A 17584-nucleotide genomic window follows, 5' to 3' on the forward strand; every position below is an offset into this window, starting at 1 on the left:
GTAACATGATCGTGCTGACATAAAAATTGATATTTTCGGCAATTTCTATCTGTGGATGAATCGGGTAAAAAGGATATTCCGTTTCGCACTGTTCATTTTATGAAAAGATCCATACTTGGCTTAATGTATTTAATACAAGGCATGCGTAAAGCAGGCGTTGATGTCGATGCAAAATTGCAAAGTATCGGCTTGCGTGCAGATGCGCTGGATACCAGTTCAATTATTCATCCGAGTTTGGAATGGGATATTCTCAAAGTCATTGGTGAAGATGTAGAGCCTGAAATGGGGCTGTTTATTGGACAGCATTATGCTTTGGCAGGTTATGGTCCTTTACTGATGTTATTGGTGACCAGTCCAGATATTGCCACTGCATTAGAAAAAGGGATTCAATATCAGGGATTGACGCATTTAAGCGGGAAACTGAGTTTGCAACATAGCACGCGACATATTGCCTTGTGTTATCAACCCAATGATTTACATAGTAGTTTAGGTGTATTGCGTGCGCAGTGTGAAATTTCAGGCACGTTCAAATTTATTCAAGACCTATATAAAATGATGGGGATGAGTGCGCCACGTATTCGCATAGAATTGCCATTTGCACAGCAGCAGCAAAGTGAAGTTTTGCAAACTTTTTATGATTATTACGGTCAAGATATTGTTTTTAATCAACCCCAAGCAGCGTTTTGGTTTGATGATGCAGTTCTCACAGCACGTATTCCATCTGCCGATGCAGTCACTTTTAGTAGTTATGAAGCCAAATGCGTGATTGAGTTAGAGCGACTTAAACTCGAAGATGATGCGCCTTCGGTGGTACAGCGCGTAAAAGATTATTTGGAATTACAACAAGGCAGTATGCCGAGCATGGCAGAAACAGCACATGCTTTGCAAATTCCTGAACGGACATTGCGCCATCAACTGCAACAATTGAACACTAGTTACAAACAAATTCGTGAAGATCTTATCAAAGATAAAGCATTGCGATTAATTGAATATCAGGAATATTCAATTGAAATGATTGCAGAGTTACTTGGTTATTCAGAACCCGCAGCATTTAATCATGCTTTTAAGCGGTGGTTTGGACAAAGTCCACGCCAATATACAAAATAGCCTAAGTATTTTGCAAACTATGCCAAAGTGCTATATCTCGTGATTCGATCTTCGTTATAATCTATTTGCCCAAATAAGTACTGATGAATATGTCTGATTTTAATTCGCCACAAACCACAGCCTTTACTCCATTATCGCCTGCGGAGCGTTATGCACAAGCGTTAGCCTCTGGACAATTTATGCCAGATGATGCGCAGGCGCAGGCTGTACACGAACTTGAGCGTGTGTGGCAGGAATTAATTCAACGCTATAAAGCATCAAAAAAAGCGTTCCGCCGTTTCCGCCGCCAAACAGCACCACAGGGTGTTTATATGTGGGGTGGTGTAGGTCGTGGTAAAACATGGCTCATGGATCAGTTTTACGACTCGATTCCATTTAGACGTAAAACACGTATGCACTTTCACCACTTTATGCAGCATGTGCATCGTGAACTGAACAAACTTTCAGGGCAGCGTAACCCGCTCGATTCTGTTGCAGACCAAATTTATAAAGATGCAGTGGTGATTTGTTTCGATGAATTTTTCGTATCTAACGTGACTGATGCGATGATTCTAAGTGACTTGTTCCAAAAATTATTCCATCGTGGCATTACTTTGGTGGCAACATCTAACATCGCCCCAGACGGTTTATATAAAAATGGTATCCATCGAGATCGTTTTATTCCAACCATTGAAATGGTCAAAAAACATTGCCAAGTGCTAAATGTCGATGCTGGTGTAGATTATCGCTTACGTGTTTTGAAACAGGCGCAATTATTTAAATCGCCTTTAACGCATGATAATCAAAACTGGATGGCACAGCGTTTCAGTGCTTTGAGTAATACACAACATTATTCTTCTGAGCCAATTATTATCAACCAACGTATTGTTGAAACAATTGCGCATACTGAAGATGTATTGTGGTGTGAATTTTCAGAACTGTGCTTTAAACCGCGTAGTCCTGCAGACTTTATTGAAATTGCCAACATCTACAACACGGTTTTGGTGAGCAATGTACCGCATTTAACAGACTTCTTGTCTGAAGGAACACGTCGTTTTATTTATTTGGTCGATGAATTTTATGATCGTGGTGTCAAGTTATTACTGACTTCTGAAGATTCGATTATTGAAATTTATCAGGGCGAAAAACTGGCATTTGAAATTGAACGCACACGTTCACGTTTATTGGAAATGCAGTCTGATGATTACTTAAATGAAGAACATCGACAGATACAGGCCACCGAAGCTAAACATCAAATCAGTTGATCTTTTAAGCGCCTAGAACTAGGCGCTTTTTTATGATAGAAAAGATGTGACTGTTGGTTTTATCGACATTTTGTCATAAACATGGCTTAATCTTGAAGGGTTGCAATAAGACTGACGCCGATTTTTACAACAAAATCTGAACTTAAGTCTAATTTCGACATTTCAAAAACTTTATACACTGTAAAAGTGTATTTAGATGAGTAATAGTGTCGTGTTTCTGATCAGGATTTATGATGATTGTTGTCATTCATCTTGTAATAAATGATCGTTATTTTGAAATGTGATAATACTATTCAGCTAAATATAAATCAGTATACTAGAATCTCTTGTATAAAAAGTAGCAATATCAGGAAAGACAATGACTGCACGTATTCAAAAAGGCAAGTTAGCGATTGCTAAAGAACTTTACGATTTCATCGAAAATGAAGCATTACCAGGTTCTGGTTTGGACAGTGATACATACTGGAAAAACTTTGAGCAAGTCGTTGTCGATCTTAGCCCTAAGAACAAAACATTACTCGCAAAGCGTGATGAGCTTCAGGCTAAAATTGATGAATGGCACCGCAATAATACATTTGAATTAGAAGCTTACAAAGCTTTCTTGACTGAAATTGGCTACTTATTACCAGAAGTAGAAGATTTTCAAATTACCACCGAAAATGTTGATGAAGAAATCGCATTATTGGCTGGTCCACAGCTCGTAGTACCTGTACGTAACGCACGTTATTGCTTGAACGCAGCAAACGCACGTTGGGGTTCGTTATATGACGCACTTTACGGTTTTGACGTTATTTCTGAAGAAAATGGCGCAGAAAAAGGTAAAGGCTACAACCCAGTTCGTGGTGAAAAAGTAATTGCATTCGCGAAAAACTTCTTAAATGAAACTTTCCCATTGGCGCAAGGTTCACATGCCGACGCGACTCAATATGCTGTAGAAGCAAACAAACTTGTTGTTCGCCTAAAAGATGGTTCTACAACAACTGTTGCGGATAGCTCTAAATTCGTTGGTTACAATGGCGAAGCTTCTGCACCAACTGAAATCGTACTGAAAAATAACGGCCTGCACGCAATCATCCAGATTGATGCAAACAGCCCAATTGGACAGACAGATGCAGCTGGCGTGAAAGATGTTGTGCTTGAAGCGGCTGTAACGACGATTCAAGACTTGGAAGACTCTGTTGCAGCAGTTGATGCTGAAGAAAAAGTTGAAGGCTACCGTAACTGGTTAGGCTTGATGAAAGGTACGCTTGAAGAGTCTATCGAGAAAAATGGCAAGACCATTACCCGTAAACTAAATGCTGACCGCACCTTCAAAAATGTTGAAGGCGGTGAGACCAAGGTTCATGGCCGTTCATTGATGCTGCTTCGTAACGTGGGTCACTTGATGACAAACCCGGCGATCCTTGTAGATGGCGAAGAAATTTATGAAGGCATCATGGATGCATTGGTCACTCCATTGCTTTCTGTGGCTGATATCCGTGGTGAGAACACGATCAAGAACTCACGTACCGGTTCTATGTATATCGTTAAGCCAAAAATGCACGGTCCAGAAGAAGTAGCATTTGCGGTTGAGCTGTTTGAACGTGCTGAACAAGCGCTTGGCTTACCTGCTAAAACCCTGAAAATCGGTATCATGGATGAAGAGCGTCGTACCTCTGTTAACCTGAAAAACTGTATTGCTCAGGCGAAAGACCGTACCATCTTTATTAACACCGGTTTCATGGATCGTACAGGTGATGAAATCCATACCTTCATGGAAGCAGGTCCATTTGTTCGTAAAGGCGAAATCAAAGGCCAAAAATGGTTCCCAGCTTACGAAAACCGTAACGTCATGGTAGGTCTACAAACAGGTCTACGTGGTAAAGCACAGATTGGTAAAGGCATGTGGCCAAAACCAGACATGCTGTTAGACATGTACAAAACCAAGACTGAACATCCTGAAGCAGGCGCAAGCTGTGCATGGGTTCCGTCTCCAACAGGTGCAGTGATTCACGCGATTCACTACCATCAAATTAATGTAGCAAACCGTCAGCAAGAATTGCTTGCAACTGAAGCATTGCCTTTAGATGATTTGTTAACTCCACCTCTTGCAACTGATACCAACTGGTCTGAAGAAGAGAAACTAAAAGAACTGGAAAATAACTGCCAAGGTATCTTGGGTTATGTCGTTCGTTGGGTTGATCTGGGTGTAGGTTGTTCTAAAGTTCCAGACATCAATGATGTGGGCCTGATGGAAGACCGTGCAACTTTACGTATTTCTTCTCAGCACGTTGCCAACTGGTTACGTCACGGAATTGTAACGCGTGAACAGGTTGAAGAAGTAATGCAGCGCATGGCGAAAATTGTAGATCAACAAAATGCTGATGATCCACTATACACGCCTATGTCTAACGACTTTGCTAATAACATTGCATTCCAAGCTGCATCTGACTTGATCTTCAAAGGTGGCGAGCAACCTTCTGGTTACACAGAGCCACTTTTACACGCAGCGCGTTTAAAGTTAAAAGGTTATACAGGTGATTAATCCTTTAGGATTTGATTTACTGATTGTGTAATACAAACAAATGAGCCTCTTCGGAGGCTTTTTTGTTGCCTGTATTTTGCTTATGGTTTTTTGAAAATTTTGCAGCTGAATAGTTACAGGATGTACTTGCTGCTAGAAAAACATCAAGCTGCGGAGTAGAGTGAAAGTCATATATAAAAAGTAGCGCAAGGACAAATACATGCCAGCATATCAAGATTTGAATCAACAATTTATTGGCGGCAAGTGGTCGGTTGGGACATCTACTAAAACCATTCCAAACTTGAATCCATATCATCAAACTACAATTTTTGAGATGCAGGGCGCCAGCGTGGTAGATGTTGATAGTGCCTATAGTACAGCGCAAAAAGCTTTTGATGAACAATTGATTCAATCCACAAGTCTGCGTCAATACATCATTAAGAACTTAGAGCAAGTCATTCAGCAACGACGCGAAGAAATTATCCAGTGGCTGATTGATGAGTCGGGCAGTACCCGTTTAAAAGCCAATATCGAAGTCGATGCTGCTTTAGGGATTATTCAAGAAGCTGCACAATTTCCCGAGCAAATGACCACGACGCAACTGGAAAGCAAAGATCCGAAAGTCCGTAGTGTTGTTTTGCGTAAACCTTTGGGTGTTATTGCTGTGATCAGTCCGTGGAATTTCCCTTTCCATTTGTCTATGCGTTCAGTGGTTACAGCGATTGCTTGTGGTAATAGTGTAGTGCTCAAACCTGCCAGTGATACGCCAGTCACAGGTGGAACTATACTCGGTAAACTGTTCGAAGAAGCAGACTTGCCTGCAGGCGTACTCAATGTGGTGGCGGGTGCGAGTCGTGAAATTGGTGATTACTTTGTTGAGCATGTAACTCCTAAAATGATTTCATTTACAGGCTCTACAGAAGTTGGACAGCATGTAGGGCAACTGGCCGTTGCGGGTGAGCATTTAAAACGTGTCGCCTTAGAACTCGGTGGCAATGCACCTTTAGTCATTTTGGATGATGCAGATATAGATTTGGCCGTAGAACTAACTGTGATGGGGCGCTTTTTGCATCAAGGTCAAATTTGCATGAGTACCAATCGGGTCATTGTCGATCAGTCTATTTATGCAGCCTATCTTGAAAAATTGTTAGCAAGTGTGTCGCAATTAGTAGTAGGTGATCCGAATAAAAATGACACCTTGATTGGGCCAATTATTAATGCAGAACAGGTGAAAAAGCATCAGCATATTATTCAAAAAGCACAGGCGCAGGGTGCAGAATTGGTTTATGCGGGCGGGGTTACGGGGAACTTAGTTGCACCACATGTTTTTGTGAATGTCGCTGCCGATTCAGAAATTGTACAAAATGAAAGTTTTGGACCTATTTTACCGATTCTCAAAGCAGCAGATACCGCACATGCCTTACAGTTAGCGAACGATACACGCTATGGTTTATCTGCTGCTGTATGCACTACAAATGTAGAACGCGGTGCAGAATTTGCAGCACAGTTTGATGTTGGAATGACACATATTAATGGTATTACCGTTGCCGATCATGCCAATGCACCGTTTGGTGGTGAGAAAAACTCAGGCTTAGGTCGTTTTAATGGGCGCTGGATATTTGAAGAATTTACCCGCACGCATTGGCTGACATTGCCAGCTTAACGGTAATTATTTGTCCTGCGTTTTGTTTGAGTAAGAAGGAATGCGTGGGTGCGCACTTACTGTTCATGATCAAAACGCATAATATAGTGCGTGTGTCTAATCATCCAATTTGTATATGTGTGCCAATTTTAAACCAATAAGCATAGCGCAATTATCTGCATTAGGTCTGCCTGAAATTCCGTTTGAATATGCTGAAGAAGCGTATCCAAATTCGAGTGTGCCACTATTGTTTAAGTCTGAACAAGGTTTAGAGTGGCGCTCGGTGAATTTTGGCTTGATTCCCAAATGGGCGGAAGACAGAAGTATTGCGCAAAAAACCTATAATTGCCGTAACGAAACTTTATTAGAAAAACCAAGTTTTAGTGAAGCTGCTTATAAGTGTAAATTTGGCGCGATTGTTGTGTCAGAATTTTATGAATCCAAATATATAGACAGTAAACCGCAGCGTTGGGGTGTACGTCGTAAAGATGGACAGGCCTTTTTTATTGCAGCACTGTATGAAATTTGCCGTTTAAAGGATGGGCAAGGCACGGAAGAAATTGTCCGTTCTGCGAGTATGATTACCATGGACGCAATTGATCACGCGATGATGAAGGAATTTCATGAGCCTGGGCCAGTCAAACGTTCTGTTATTGTTATTCCACATGCACGTTTAGATGAATGGCTAAGTTTGAAAACACCGAACATACACAGCTTTGTGCAGGGCTTTCCTTTAGACGAGTTTGAGTGTTCACATGTACCAAAAGCAAAGATCGAAAAAGTAAGCCCCCAGCTCAATTTTTTCGATCTTTAAGTACATCTTGTGCTTATATAGGATAAGAACAGATGTGGAACAATAACGTGATGTTTACCGTGCTAAATTATTAAAAATATGACGTAAACTTTCCATCATTTTTTCAATTTGTAGTGGAGTTAAACCATCAAATGACTGCTCTAAAACAACGCTAGTCAGATCATTAATTTTGTTGGTCATCTCATTACCTTTTTCAGTAAGCACGACACGAGTGATACGCGCATCATCATCACAAGAATAAGTTTCAACCAAACCTTCATCTTTTAAACGATAAACAATTTTAGTTGTAGTTGACATTTTTGACACCACCATGTCTGACAAATCAGACACACTCGCATGTGCTTTTGACCTTAATGCCAATAAAATACGACGGCGAGAATTATCTAAACCATACTTTTTAAGTGCCTGATCGACATTCTGTACATATTGAGCATGTACTTGTGTGACCCAATAATACGGAAATTGTTCAATATCATATTGGTCGGCGGATGGTAGAAATTTTGAATATTTCTTGGACATTGCATATTCCCTGCATTGTTTTAATTGTATTTTTGATATTTCACATTTTATGTGAAAACTCATGTGCTTAGCAAGATGCTTTCAGTGGCTAAAATTTGGTTGAAATCTGACGAAATATGATGAATCTCGATTTAGAAGCTGGCTTTGAAATGGCTATTTTTCCAAGCGCGTAGGCATTTGTTTAAGTTCAATCCATATTCATGTGTCATATCAATTAATCCTATAGAATTGTTTTAGTTTGGATTAGTAGTGAGTTATCTGGTTTTATAAGTTGAATTATCAATTTAACCATCAACTTAGGCTGCATTTTAGTTAAAAAAATACATTTGTACACTTGGCTTTTAGGTAAAAGTGCGGGTTATTGCGTTGAATTTTGCAAAAAAATTATAAGCTTTGGTCTAATCTTTTAACAATAGTTGTTTTTTATCAATATTTTAAGTTTAGATTAAAGTGTGGGTTGGCTTACAGTTGTAATCTATGACTAATGCGTCTAAAAATACATTACAATTCATTTGACATTTTTAATCCATTCTCACGGCTTTTGTTTGGCTGTCATCGCTCTAAAAAAATTAAGAATGTGAAAAATAAAGTAAAAACCTTCTTATAGATCGTACTGTTTAGTTTTATTCAAAAAAATTAAAAATTTAATTACAAATGTTCAAGATTGTGCATAATTAAGCTATCTATTGCTAAAAAGGTTACTTTTATGGATCCGTCGCCGTGCGCAGGTCTACTTTATATTTCGATTTCTGCTAACTATCTCGGAGCTATGAACTAATGGAGTTTTTATTAGATCCGGGAATATGGGTTGGTTTAATTACACTTATTATTCTAGAAATCGTATTAGGTATTGATAACCTAGTCTTTATTGCAATTCTTGCAGAAAAATTACCCCCAGAACAGCGTGATAAAGCCCGTGTGATTGGCTTATCTTTAGCGTTGTTTATGCGTTTAGGATTGTTATTTGCAATCTCTTGGTTGGTTACTTTAACCGAACCGTTAATTACCTTATTTGAAAAAACCTTTTCAGGGCGTGACCTCATTCTCTTGGGTGGCGGTTTGTTCCTCGTCTATAAGGCGGTAGGAGAGTTGCATGAGAAGATGGAAGGCAAACCCGAAGTCAAAGTCACGACCAATGTGGTTTATGCAAGTTTTGCCGCAGTTGTAGCACAAATTGTTGTTCTAGATGCAGTTTTCTCTTTAGACTCAGTCATTACCGCAATTGGCATGGTCGACAACATCTATGTGATGATGGTTGCCATGGTGGTTGCAATGTTGGTGATGTTACTTGCATCTAAGCCATTAACTGCTTTTGTGAACCGTCATCCAACAGTGGTGATTTTGTGTTTAAGCTTCTTACTATTAATTGGTATCAGCTTGATTGCAGAAGGTTTTGGCTTCCATATCCCTAAAGGTTATATCTATTCGGGTATTGGTGTTGCGATTGCTATTGAAGCGTTTAACCAATTTGGTCAGCGCAATGTTGCAAAACATGAAGCAAAAATTCCGTTACGTCACCGTACTGCAGATTCAATTTTAAAATTGATGGGGGGGCGAGTTGAAACCAGTAGCCCTGATTTGCATAACGAAGCGCAAGAAGCGTTTGCAGATGAAGAACGCTACATGATTGGTGGTGTCTTGACCTTGGCAGAGCGTTCAGTCGCATCAATTATGACGCCACGTAGCCAAATTTCATGGGTCGATATTGAAGATTCACCTGAACAAATCCGCGAACAGATTCTATCTGTACCACACAGCTTATTCCCAGTGTGTCGTGGTAGTTTAGATAAAGTCATTAGTATTGTACGTGCCAAAGAGTTGTTGGATGTATTGGACGAAGAAGAAGAGCTTAAAGCTTTAATTAAACGTCAGCGTCCAATTTACATTTTTGAAAAAATGAAAGTGATTGATGCGATCAATACGTTACGTACCTCTAAAGGTTCTTTGGTTTTAGTCAGCGATGAGTTTGGTAATGTTCAAGGTTTGATTTCACCGCTTGATGTGTTTGAAGCGATTGCAGGTGAATTCCCTGATGCAGACGAACAGTTAGATTTGGTTAAAACCAATGAAAACGAATGGAAAGCAACAGGTATGCTGGATTTATACCAGCTTGAACTTGAACTGGGTATGATGGATCTGATTGAAGAAGATGCAGGCTACATTAGCGTTGCAGGTTTGATTTTAGATAAAACCCAAGGTGAAGTTCAGGTCGGCACGCAGTTGGATTATCAAGGTGTGCACTTTGAAGTGACAGAACTTGATGGTAACCGTATTAAAACTGTGATGATTCGCTTACGCTAATTACTAAGCTTTGAATTAAATCACTCAAAAAGCTCTACCGAAATGGTGGAGCTTTTTTATGGTGTAATAAAAAGATTGTGATGTTTCATCCTGAAAATGTGTATCAGCGATAAGTCTGGATTTTAAAAGCTGAACATGAAATGTGGCATGGAATAGAAAAAAAGAAACAACCAAACAGGATTACAAATTTGGTTGCTTAAACAGGGAAAAGAAAAAGCGAGAAACTAAAACAAATGTTTAATTTGTATGTGACTTCGCCACTAAAAATTAAACTGCCAATTGATTTTCAATCACATTCCATAAATTTCGATGTGACTTTTTAAACATCGCCATATGCCCAATGGCTTTATGCTGATAACGCTTTGGTTTAAGTTCAATCATATTAGTCGATGCATGGGGATAGAGACGGAGTAAATCTTTCACATTCGCTTCGGTGGCAATCTCATCATCCGAACTCCAAATAGCAGTAATCGGGCAACGAATTTTATCGTGATAATGCTGTGAAACTGTTTTGCCTATAGCATTGATGACATAGCCGGGTTTGCTGCAAAATTGTGCCCATTGTTGGGCCACATTTTTAGGTAGGTTTTCGCCCATGCCAATTGCATTGGTTGGGCCATAACCATGTGTGATTCTGGCAAGTGGAAAAATAACTTTAAACATCACAGGGGCAAGTAGGCGAGTACGACCTTTTAAACCTTTTGTGTGGCCTGTAGAGCCTGAAACAGCTACGACTTTTGCCACTTTATGATATTCAGGATTAATCCCCAGTAATTGTCCGCCTGCGCTGTGTCCCAATAAAACCACTTGTTCAGCTTGCGTTTTTTGCAGCAAAGTATTTACTGCTGCAGGAATATCTAACTGCCCCCAATCAACAATACTGGCTTCACATTGTTTCAATGGTTCGTGTAACGAATCACCAATACCACGAAAATCAAAACACAGCACAGCATAGCCTTGTTCATTTAGCCATGTGGCAAAAGCGTGATAAAAATTCTTGGTAATGCCTGTCGCGGGACAAATCAAGACGGGTAGACGCTGTGCTTGTGTATATTGATTTGGATAATAACGGGCAGCGAGGGCATAACCATCTGCACATATAATATTTAAGCTTTCAAATGTGCTCATAATGTTTTAAGGATGATGAGAATAAAGTTACTTTACACGAGTTCCAAAAAGAAACTTGTATTTATTCTGACTCTAAAGTCAAGCTTAGTAGTCTGCGAGTGTAGTTAAATAGCCACACGAAAAATAAAAGAGTGTTAAACATGGAAAGTTTATCTTTGGCAGTGCGCCTTGCGATTATTTTCAGTGGAATATTTTTGTGGGTGGGGATGCTTACAGGCGTGTGGAAATATTGGCAAATTCGTGCTTCTGCCCAAGCGCGTGCTCATTATTATGTGGATATCGCACATCGCAGTAGTTTGTTATATGCACCTGCAAGTTTAATTTTAGCGGTCTTGGCTTATTTTTGTATTTGGGATGCCACTGTAATTTTAATTTGTGTGATTCTAAATTTAGTATTTTTTAGCTTTTCTATTCTGAGTTATATCTTGCATGGATTGCTTAAAGATACCACTAATCAATTTAAACAACCGCATCAAATTGCAGCATGGACATTGCCAAGTTGGTGCATGAGTTTGGCGATGCTGTTATTGATTGTGGCTGAATTGGGTGGGACTAGTGTGTTATTGCTTGGCGCAATCTATGGATTGTTGTAATTCTAATTGCTCAGTTTAATTTTTTCTTGGTAGCCCGTAGAAGATTTTGAGATTTTTGCTGTAGATCAGGAATGATGATTAGAATCTACTTTTTGAGTTTGGCGGCAGAGGAGTGATCCATCTGCCGCAAAGTGAAAGCGAAAAAGCTAAAATGAGTGGGTGCTAGGGTAAGATTAATGAACTTCTACGTTTTTATGTTCACGAAACTTTTGGTCAATGGATGTCCAAATCGCAAAGGCTATACATACCAATAAGGCATATAAAAAATAGGTTGGTTTCAAGTTGCCTTGAATTGAGCCTTGGAGCAATAGGGTCAGCATCAGTGCAAAAGTGGTGCTTAAAAAAGTAACTAGATTTTGGTTAGCCTTCAGAGCGTTAATGAAGACTTGCGTATTGAAATGTGAAAACATCTCCATCCCTCCTTGTTATAAATCACTAAAATCAGAGCATTTTAGTCAGATTGGTTTTATTGTTCTACCTTGTTTAGCAAACTATTTCAAGCCCTTATAGTCATATTTTGATAAAAAACATCATTTTCATATGAAATACTACTATTTGTTATCATTTATTTACAAAATAATAAAAAGTAGTGTGTTTTTTAAGCCATTTAAATACGATTTCAATCGTACTTGCATATTTTATGCCAGCTAATTTTGAGGGCGACTATACGACTTTAGCGTTAATTTGAGCTCTGCTTAAAATGGGTGAATGATTTATTTTGTTTTAGTTTTTTATTGAAAATATTTTAATTTCATTTGTTTATTTATACCAAATAATTATTTGGGTTGCTATTATCATGACTGATAAATTGCCTTAAAAAGAGGCAGTTTTAGCACAAGAAACAATAAGTGCGGGTTTGGGTAAAACCTGACAATTATTGTCTAACTTAAATTCGTATTTGGATAAAACACGACTTTAATACAATACAGCTCGAAAATAGAGCATGACTTGAAAAAATAGCCGAGCTCGAAGTCCGTACTGGCTATTTTTTCATTCGATCATGAATTGTAGCGAATACAAAAATCAGTAATGCAGGAATCAACCAAGCGAGGTTTTGTTCACTCAGGGGAAAATTGGTCAGTGTGGTTGGCAAGAATCTAGCTAAGTCTGCGGCCTTCATTGCATCAATGATGCCAAAGAGCAATGCAACTGCGGCAGTAGGTGCAATCACGCGGGTTGGAATACGGAATAATCCCCAGAAAAAGCTGAGTAGAATGACCACAATTGCAGGTGGATAAATCGCGCTTAAAATAGGCACTGAAACTGCAATGAGTTTGGTGAGTCCAAGATTGGAAATAACAAAGGCAAAGCCCACTAAAATAAATACCCAACGGCGATAATGAATTTTAGTAATTTGCTCAAAATATCCAGCACATGCGCATGTCAGTCCAATTGCCGTAACCATGCAGGCAATAAAAATCATTGCAGCTAAAAATACCGAGCCAAATCCGCCAAAAGCATGTTGCACATAGGCATGTAAAATGACTGCACCATTACTGGCATTGGCGGCAACATCGTGACTGCCCATCCCCAGTTTAAATAGGCTTAGATAAACTAAAGTTAAACCGATCCCTGAAATTAAACTTGCCCATACCGCATAGCGGGTGATGAGTTTTTTATCAGTTACGCCACGTGAACGAATCGCATTAATAATCACAATCCCGAATACCAATGCACCTAAGGTATCCATAGTGAGATAACCGTTAATAAAGCCTTCAGATACAGGACTGTTCACATAATTGTGAATGGCAGGTGAAATTGTACCTGTCGGAATAATAAATGCAGTGATGCCTAAAATTAGTAATGACAGAATTTTAAGCGGGGAAAGTACATAGCCCACTGTATCTAAAATTTTGTGTGGATACAGTGAAACTAACATCACCAAGGCAAAATAGATGGCGCTATAAATGAATAAGGTGCTCGCGGAATCGCCAAAATAGGCAGAGAAACCAATTTCATAAGATACGGTAGCGGTACGTGGTGTGGCGAAAAGCGGGCCAACCGCTAAATAACAGACGACTGTTAAAATTAAGCTCGCGATTTTGCCTAAAGGCGAACTTAAAATTTGTATAGAACCTTCGACACGTGACAACGCCATAATGGTAATCACGGGTAAGCCAACTGCGGTAATGAGAAAACCGAGCGCAGCAAGCCAGACGTGTTCGCCCGCTTGCTGTGCCACGATAGGTGGGAAAATAATATTACCTGCACCAATAAACAGCGCAAAGGTCATAAAACCCAAGGCAATAATATCCCGTGTGCGTAAATTCGTCATGGGAGAGAAATAAGATGTAAACAAAAGAAAGCGATTTTAGTAGATCGAGCTATGATTTTCTAATTTATTTTATAGGTCATATGAATATTTTTTATGATATGTGTTTGTAGGCTATTTTAATCTTCACTATAAAAATTAAATAACTTACTGTTTATCTGATGTATTTTTGAAAAATGCTGATCCCACATAGTATAGATGGCTTATCTAGTATAAGTTTTGGTTGCTATTTTAAATGCGCAGTTCTTAAACAAAACTGTTGGTCGCATGACGATGGATACTTGTTTGGCAGCTTGAGCTGATTTTACAAGCCGAAAGGGTTAATAACTGCTAGTTGAAATCTACCTATTTCTATATTATTATATACAAATGAGTAGATATGTTAGTATTGGCGTTGCAGCTAAAACACTGGGTGTTTCCATCCAAACCCTAAGAAGATGGGATGAGGAAGGCACTTTAGTCGCAGATAGAACCCCAAAAAATCACAGACGTTACGATCTAAGCAAGATCACACCTGAACTTATCCATGATCTATCAATTCAGAACAGCCGAAAAACTATTGCTTATGCAAGAGTATCTAGTCACGATCAAAAGGCTGATCTTGAGCGACAAAAACAAGTTTTGGAAATGTACTGTGCCAAGCAGGGATGGACATTTGAGATTATTAGTGATTTAGGCTCAGGGATGAATTATCACAAAAAAGGGCTTAAGGCTCTTTTGGATGGAATTATTAATAATGAAATTGGTCGATTGGTTTTAACCCACAAAGATCGATTATTACGTTTTGGTGCTGAATTGGTTTTTGCTTTATGTGAAGCTCGGAATGTTGAAATTGTAATTATTAATCAGGGTGAAAATTTGAGTTTTGAGGAGGAACTGTCTCAAGATGTCCTGGAAATTATCACTGTATTTTCAGCACGATTATATGGAAGCCGAAGTAAAAAGAACCAAAAGCTAATACAGGCGGTCAAAGAAGCACTATGAGTCGATTTATACGAGGGCATATCATTGAATTGATGCCCAATAATAAACAAGCAAGCCATTTTGCTCAGGCAAGTGGTGTTGCTCGTTTGTCGTATAATTGGGCTTTAAGAGAGTGGCAGCGACAATACAAGGCTGATAAGGAATATCGAGATCAGTGTGAGTATTATGATGTTGCGGTGAATGAAATGCTTCTTAATAGACCTAAAGAGAGTAAATTAAGAAAGCACCTAAACACTTTTAAATTTGAAAAATATCCTTTCATGAAGAAAGTGACTAAGTGCGCACCACAGTTGGCGATTAAGCAGTTGGGTAGTGCTTTTGATAGATTTTTTAACGGCAAATCAGGATACCCCAAGCCAAGAAAAAAAGGCAAGGATGACCGTTTTTCATTATCAAATGATCAATTTAGCGTAAAGGGTCGGTCTATTAAAATCCCTAATTTGGGTTGGGTGAAAATGACTGAGAATCTGCGCTATAAGGGTAAAATTCTCTCGGCCAAAATATTTAAACAAGGTGGTAGGTGGTTTGTATCAATCGCTGTCGAACTCACCCAGATCGAAAAGCTTAAACCGAAAACAGGTTTAAGTATCGGTGTTGATTTGGGTGTCTCTAATCTTGCCACCCTTTCAAATGGTGAGGTTATTCCTTCTAACGCACCACTTAAAAGACAGCTTGCAAAACTAAGGCGACTCAACAAGTCTTTTAGTCGTAAGAAAAAAGGTAGTCAGAATCGAGAAAAAGCAAAAGCCAAGCTATCTCGCCTGCACTATAAAATTGCCTGTCTACGCAAGAATAATCTTCATCAAGTCACAACGGATTTGGTAACACGTTTTGATGTGATTGCGATTGAAGATTTGAATGTTAAAGGCATGTTGAGGAATCGTAAACTCGCAAGAGCTATATCCGATATGGGTTTTTATGAGTTTAAAAGGCAGTTGATTTATAAAGCCAAACAGCATGGAAAATCGGTACTTTCGGTTGGTCGATTCTTCCCAAGTAGTAAAATGTGTTCGTGCTGTGGTGAATTAAATCAATCTCTCACACTTTCTGCGCGAGAGTGGAAGTGCTTAGTTTGCCAAACCATCCAAAATCGTGATGTTAATGCATCAATTAATATCCTGCGATATGCGGATAAAGATTTAATCACTGCATAAGTGGTGATTAAGGCGGTGAGTTACACCGTGACAGCCTATGGAATTGAGGTAATCCCTAAAGCAAATGTTTTAGGTTCTTGATGGTGAAGTAGGAATTAAACATCAAACCCACATTGAGTAGGTTTGAGTAGGTTTTAAATAACGGCTATAATCTCAGGCTTCAGGTCAGGAGTTCATCATGCGCGCCCTTAAAGTCAGCATTAAATCAGAGCAAGATATTGAGAAATTACGCATTTCGGGGCGTTTGGCTGCTCAGGTGTTGCAGATGATTGGCGAGCATGTCAAACCCGGAGTCACGACAGAATACTTAGATGATTTGTGTCACGATTATATTGTAAATACCTTAAAAGTCATTCCTGCCAATGTGGGCTATCACGGTTATACCAAAACCACCTGTATTTCACCCAATGAAGTGGTCTGTCATGGTATTCCATCATCCAAAACCATTTTAAAAGATGGCGACATTATTAATATTGATGTGGCAGTGATTAAAGATGGTTTTTATGGTGATACCAGTCGTATGTACTATGTGGGTCAGGTGAAACCAGAAGCGAAAAAACTGGTCGATACCACTTATGAGGCGATGCGCGCAGGGATTCATGCGGTGAAACCGGGCGCGACTTTGGGCGATATTGGCTATGCCATTCAAAGTGTGGCGCATCGTGAAGGGTTTAGCATTGTGCGTGAATATTGCGGACATGGTATTGGGCAGGTGTATCACGAACAACCAAGTGTGCTGCATTATGGTCAGCCTGGACAAGGCTTGGTGCTTAAAAAAGGCATGGTATTTACCATTGAGCCAATGGTGAATGCGGGCAAAGCGCGTGTGAAAGAACTGAAAGATGGCTGGACGGTGGTGACGACAGATAAATCACTTTCTGCACAATGGGAACACATGGTTGCTGTGACTGATACAGGCTTTGAAGTGTTATCGCCGTGGCCAGAAGGTACGGGGAGTTATCCTGAAATTTAATGCACGAATGCTTTCAGGTTAAGACTGATAGATAAAACATCTTAGACTTTAGTTTTAAACTATTTGTTAAAAAATGAACAATCGCTATAATTGAAGTCAAAGATACTTGCTGTAGTTTCTTTGTTTTAGCTTTCTTATTTTAGATTGTAGTTTTCAAAGCTTATCTGTCTTAGATAAGCTTTTTTTTTGCTGTTTCGTATCTGAAATCAAAAGATCCTATGTGCGTAAGCGTCCGCTGAACCCCATGCCTATTTTTTAATTCGGTTCCGGTTTCCAGCGGTGTGGTAGCAATTCTTCAATCTGAGTCACTTTATGTGTCGGCAACCTTTTCAGCACATCACTTAAATAGG

General features: G+C 39.3%; 15 protein-coding genes. 10 read left to right on the top strand and 5 right to left on the bottom strand.

The window, feature by feature from the left end; genetic code table 11:
- Positions 1-99 precede the first annotated feature (99 nt).
- The 5 genes from HYG89_RS12320 (at position 100) to HYG89_RS12340 (ending at position 7310) form a co-directional block, all read left to right on the top strand.
- Positions 100-1107, top strand: a complete 1008-nt coding sequence (locus HYG89_RS12320; RefSeq protein WP_178867769.1) for an AraC family transcriptional regulator — start codon at positions 100-102, stop codon at positions 1105-1107.
- Between the two features lie 89 nt (positions 1108-1196).
- Complete coding sequence (gene zapE, locus HYG89_RS12325) at positions 1197-2351, top strand: cell division protein ZapE (protein ID WP_004976758.1); 1155 nt, start codon at positions 1197-1199, stop codon at positions 2349-2351.
- 358 nt (positions 2352-2709) lie between these two features.
- Positions 2710-4875, top strand: coding sequence for a malate synthase G (locus tag HYG89_RS12330; protein ID WP_096901411.1), 2166 nt, complete (start codon positions 2710-2712; stop codon positions 4873-4875).
- Between the two features lie 199 nt (positions 4876-5074).
- The gene (locus tag HYG89_RS12335; protein WP_131261472.1) at positions 5075-6517 is read left to right on the top strand and encodes an aldehyde dehydrogenase family protein; all 1443 of its coding nucleotides are present in this window, start codon (positions 5075-5077) and stop codon (positions 6515-6517) included.
- Positions 6518-6632: 115 nt separating this feature from the next.
- The gene (locus HYG89_RS12340) at positions 6633-7310 is read left to right on the top strand and encodes an SOS response-associated peptidase family protein (RefSeq protein ID WP_096901413.1); all 678 of its coding nucleotides are present in this window, start codon (positions 6633-6635) and stop codon (positions 7308-7310) included.
- 54 nt (positions 7311-7364) lie between these two features.
- Here HYG89_RS12340 and HYG89_RS12345 read toward each other — a convergent pair whose 3' ends face one another.
- On the bottom strand, positions 7365-7829 hold the full coding sequence (locus tag HYG89_RS12345) for a MarR family winged helix-turn-helix transcriptional regulator (protein WP_004976754.1): 465 nt from the start codon (positions 7827-7829) through the stop codon (positions 7365-7367).
- A gap of 777 nt (positions 7830-8606) precedes the next feature.
- Between HYG89_RS12345 and HYG89_RS12350 the strand changes: the two genes are divergently transcribed.
- A complete protein-coding gene (locus HYG89_RS12350) occupies positions 8607-10130 on the top strand; it encodes a TerC family protein (protein ID WP_004976753.1) in 1524 nt (507 codons plus the stop codon).
- 267 nt (positions 10131-10397) lie between these two features.
- On the opposite strand, the gene HYG89_RS12355 is transcribed toward HYG89_RS12350, so the two are convergent.
- Entirely contained in the window at positions 10398-11258 is an 861-nt protein-coding gene (locus HYG89_RS12355) for an alpha/beta fold hydrolase (protein ID WP_104851904.1), read from the bottom strand.
- Between the two features lie 140 nt (positions 11259-11398).
- Here HYG89_RS12355 and HYG89_RS12360 point away from each other — a divergent pair, with 140 nt between their 5' ends.
- Entirely contained in the window at positions 11399-11851 is a 453-nt protein-coding gene (locus tag HYG89_RS12360; protein ID WP_004976749.1) for a hypothetical protein, read from the top strand.
- A gap of 173 nt (positions 11852-12024) precedes the next feature.
- Here the strand turns inward: HYG89_RS12360 and HYG89_RS12365 are convergent, their stop codons facing one another.
- Together HYG89_RS12365 and brnQ are read right to left on the bottom strand one after the other, a co-directional pair.
- Positions 12025-12261, bottom strand: a complete 237-nt coding sequence (locus HYG89_RS12365; RefSeq protein WP_004976747.1) for a hypothetical protein — start codon at positions 12259-12261, stop codon at positions 12025-12027.
- A gap of 572 nt (positions 12262-12833) precedes the next feature.
- The gene (gene brnQ, locus HYG89_RS12370; RefSeq protein ID WP_154320787.1) at positions 12834-14126 is read right to left on the bottom strand and encodes a branched-chain amino acid transport system II carrier protein; all 1293 of its coding nucleotides are present in this window, start codon (positions 14124-14126) and stop codon (positions 12834-12836) included.
- Positions 14127-14492: 366 nt separating this feature from the next.
- On the opposite strand from brnQ, the gene HYG89_RS12375 reads away from it, so the two are divergent.
- From HYG89_RS12375 to map, 3 genes are all read left to right on the top strand, one after another.
- Positions 14493-15107, top strand: a complete 615-nt coding sequence (locus HYG89_RS12375; protein WP_168391406.1) for an IS607 family transposase — start codon at positions 14493-14495, stop codon at positions 15105-15107.
- Positions 15104-16261, top strand: coding sequence for an RNA-guided endonuclease TnpB family protein (locus tag HYG89_RS12380; protein ID WP_178867770.1), 1158 nt, complete (start codon positions 15104-15106; stop codon positions 16259-16261). The genes HYG89_RS12375 and HYG89_RS12380 overlap by 4 nt, the downstream gene beginning before the upstream one ends.
- Before the next feature lie 178 nt (positions 16262-16439).
- On the top strand, positions 16440-17234 hold the full coding sequence (gene map, locus HYG89_RS12385; protein ID WP_004976729.1) for a type I methionyl aminopeptidase: 795 nt from the start codon (positions 16440-16442) through the stop codon (positions 17232-17234).
- A gap of 255 nt (positions 17235-17489) precedes the next feature.
- Here map and HYG89_RS12390 read toward each other — a convergent pair.
- On the bottom strand, positions 17490-17584 hold a 95-nt coding region (locus tag HYG89_RS12390), incomplete at its 5' end, for a transposase domain-containing protein (protein ID WP_178867550.1).

This window comes from Acinetobacter sp. SwsAc5 (assembly GCF_013391485.1).
Lineage (GTDB): Bacteria > Pseudomonadota > Gammaproteobacteria > Pseudomonadales > Moraxellaceae > Acinetobacter > Acinetobacter towneri.

What these genes read in the sequence shown, in the direction of transcription:
- HYG89_RS12340 (WP_096901413.1), top strand. Translation starts at nt 6,633, where the DNA reads ATGTGTGCCAATTTTAAACCAATAAGCATAGCGCAATTATCTGCATTA.
- HYG89_RS12375 (WP_168391406.1), top strand. Translation starts at nt 14,493, where the DNA reads ATGAGTAGATATGTTAGTATTGGCGTTGCAGCTAAAACACTGGGTGTT.
- HYG89_RS12345 (WP_004976754.1), bottom strand. Translation starts at nt 7,829, where the DNA reads ATGTCCAAGAAATATTCAAAATTTCTACCATCCGCCGACCAATATGAT.
- HYG89_RS12350 (WP_004976753.1), top strand. Translation starts at nt 8,607, where the DNA reads ATGGAGTTTTTATTAGATCCGGGAATATGGGTTGGTTTAATTACACTT.
- HYG89_RS12360 (WP_004976749.1), top strand. Translation starts at nt 11,399, where the DNA reads ATGGAAAGTTTATCTTTGGCAGTGCGCCTTGCGATTATTTTCAGTGGA.
- map (WP_004976729.1), top strand. Translation starts at nt 16,440, where the DNA reads ATGCGCGCCCTTAAAGTCAGCATTAAATCAGAGCAAGATATTGAGAAA.
- HYG89_RS12330 (WP_096901411.1), top strand. Translation starts at nt 2,710, where the DNA reads ATGACTGCACGTATTCAAAAAGGCAAGTTAGCGATTGCTAAAGAACTT.
- HYG89_RS12355 (WP_104851904.1), bottom strand. Translation starts at nt 11,258, where the DNA reads ATGAGCACATTTGAAAGCTTAAATATTATATGTGCAGATGGTTATGCC.
- HYG89_RS12365 (WP_004976747.1), bottom strand. Translation starts at nt 12,261, where the DNA reads ATGTTTTCACATTTCAATACGCAAGTCTTCATTAACGCTCTGAAGGCT.
- HYG89_RS12335 (WP_131261472.1), top strand. Translation starts at nt 5,075, where the DNA reads ATGCCAGCATATCAAGATTTGAATCAACAATTTATTGGCGGCAAGTGG.
- HYG89_RS12380 (WP_178867770.1), top strand. Translation starts at nt 15,104, where the DNA reads ATGAGTCGATTTATACGAGGGCATATCATTGAATTGATGCCCAATAAT.
- zapE (WP_004976758.1), top strand. Translation starts at nt 1,197, where the DNA reads ATGTCTGATTTTAATTCGCCACAAACCACAGCCTTTACTCCATTATCG.
- brnQ (WP_154320787.1), bottom strand. Translation starts at nt 14,126, where the DNA reads ATGACGAATTTACGCACACGGGATATTATTGCCTTGGGTTTTATGACC.
- HYG89_RS12320 (WP_178867769.1), top strand. Translation starts at nt 100, where the DNA reads ATGAAAAGATCCATACTTGGCTTAATGTATTTAATACAAGGCATGCGT.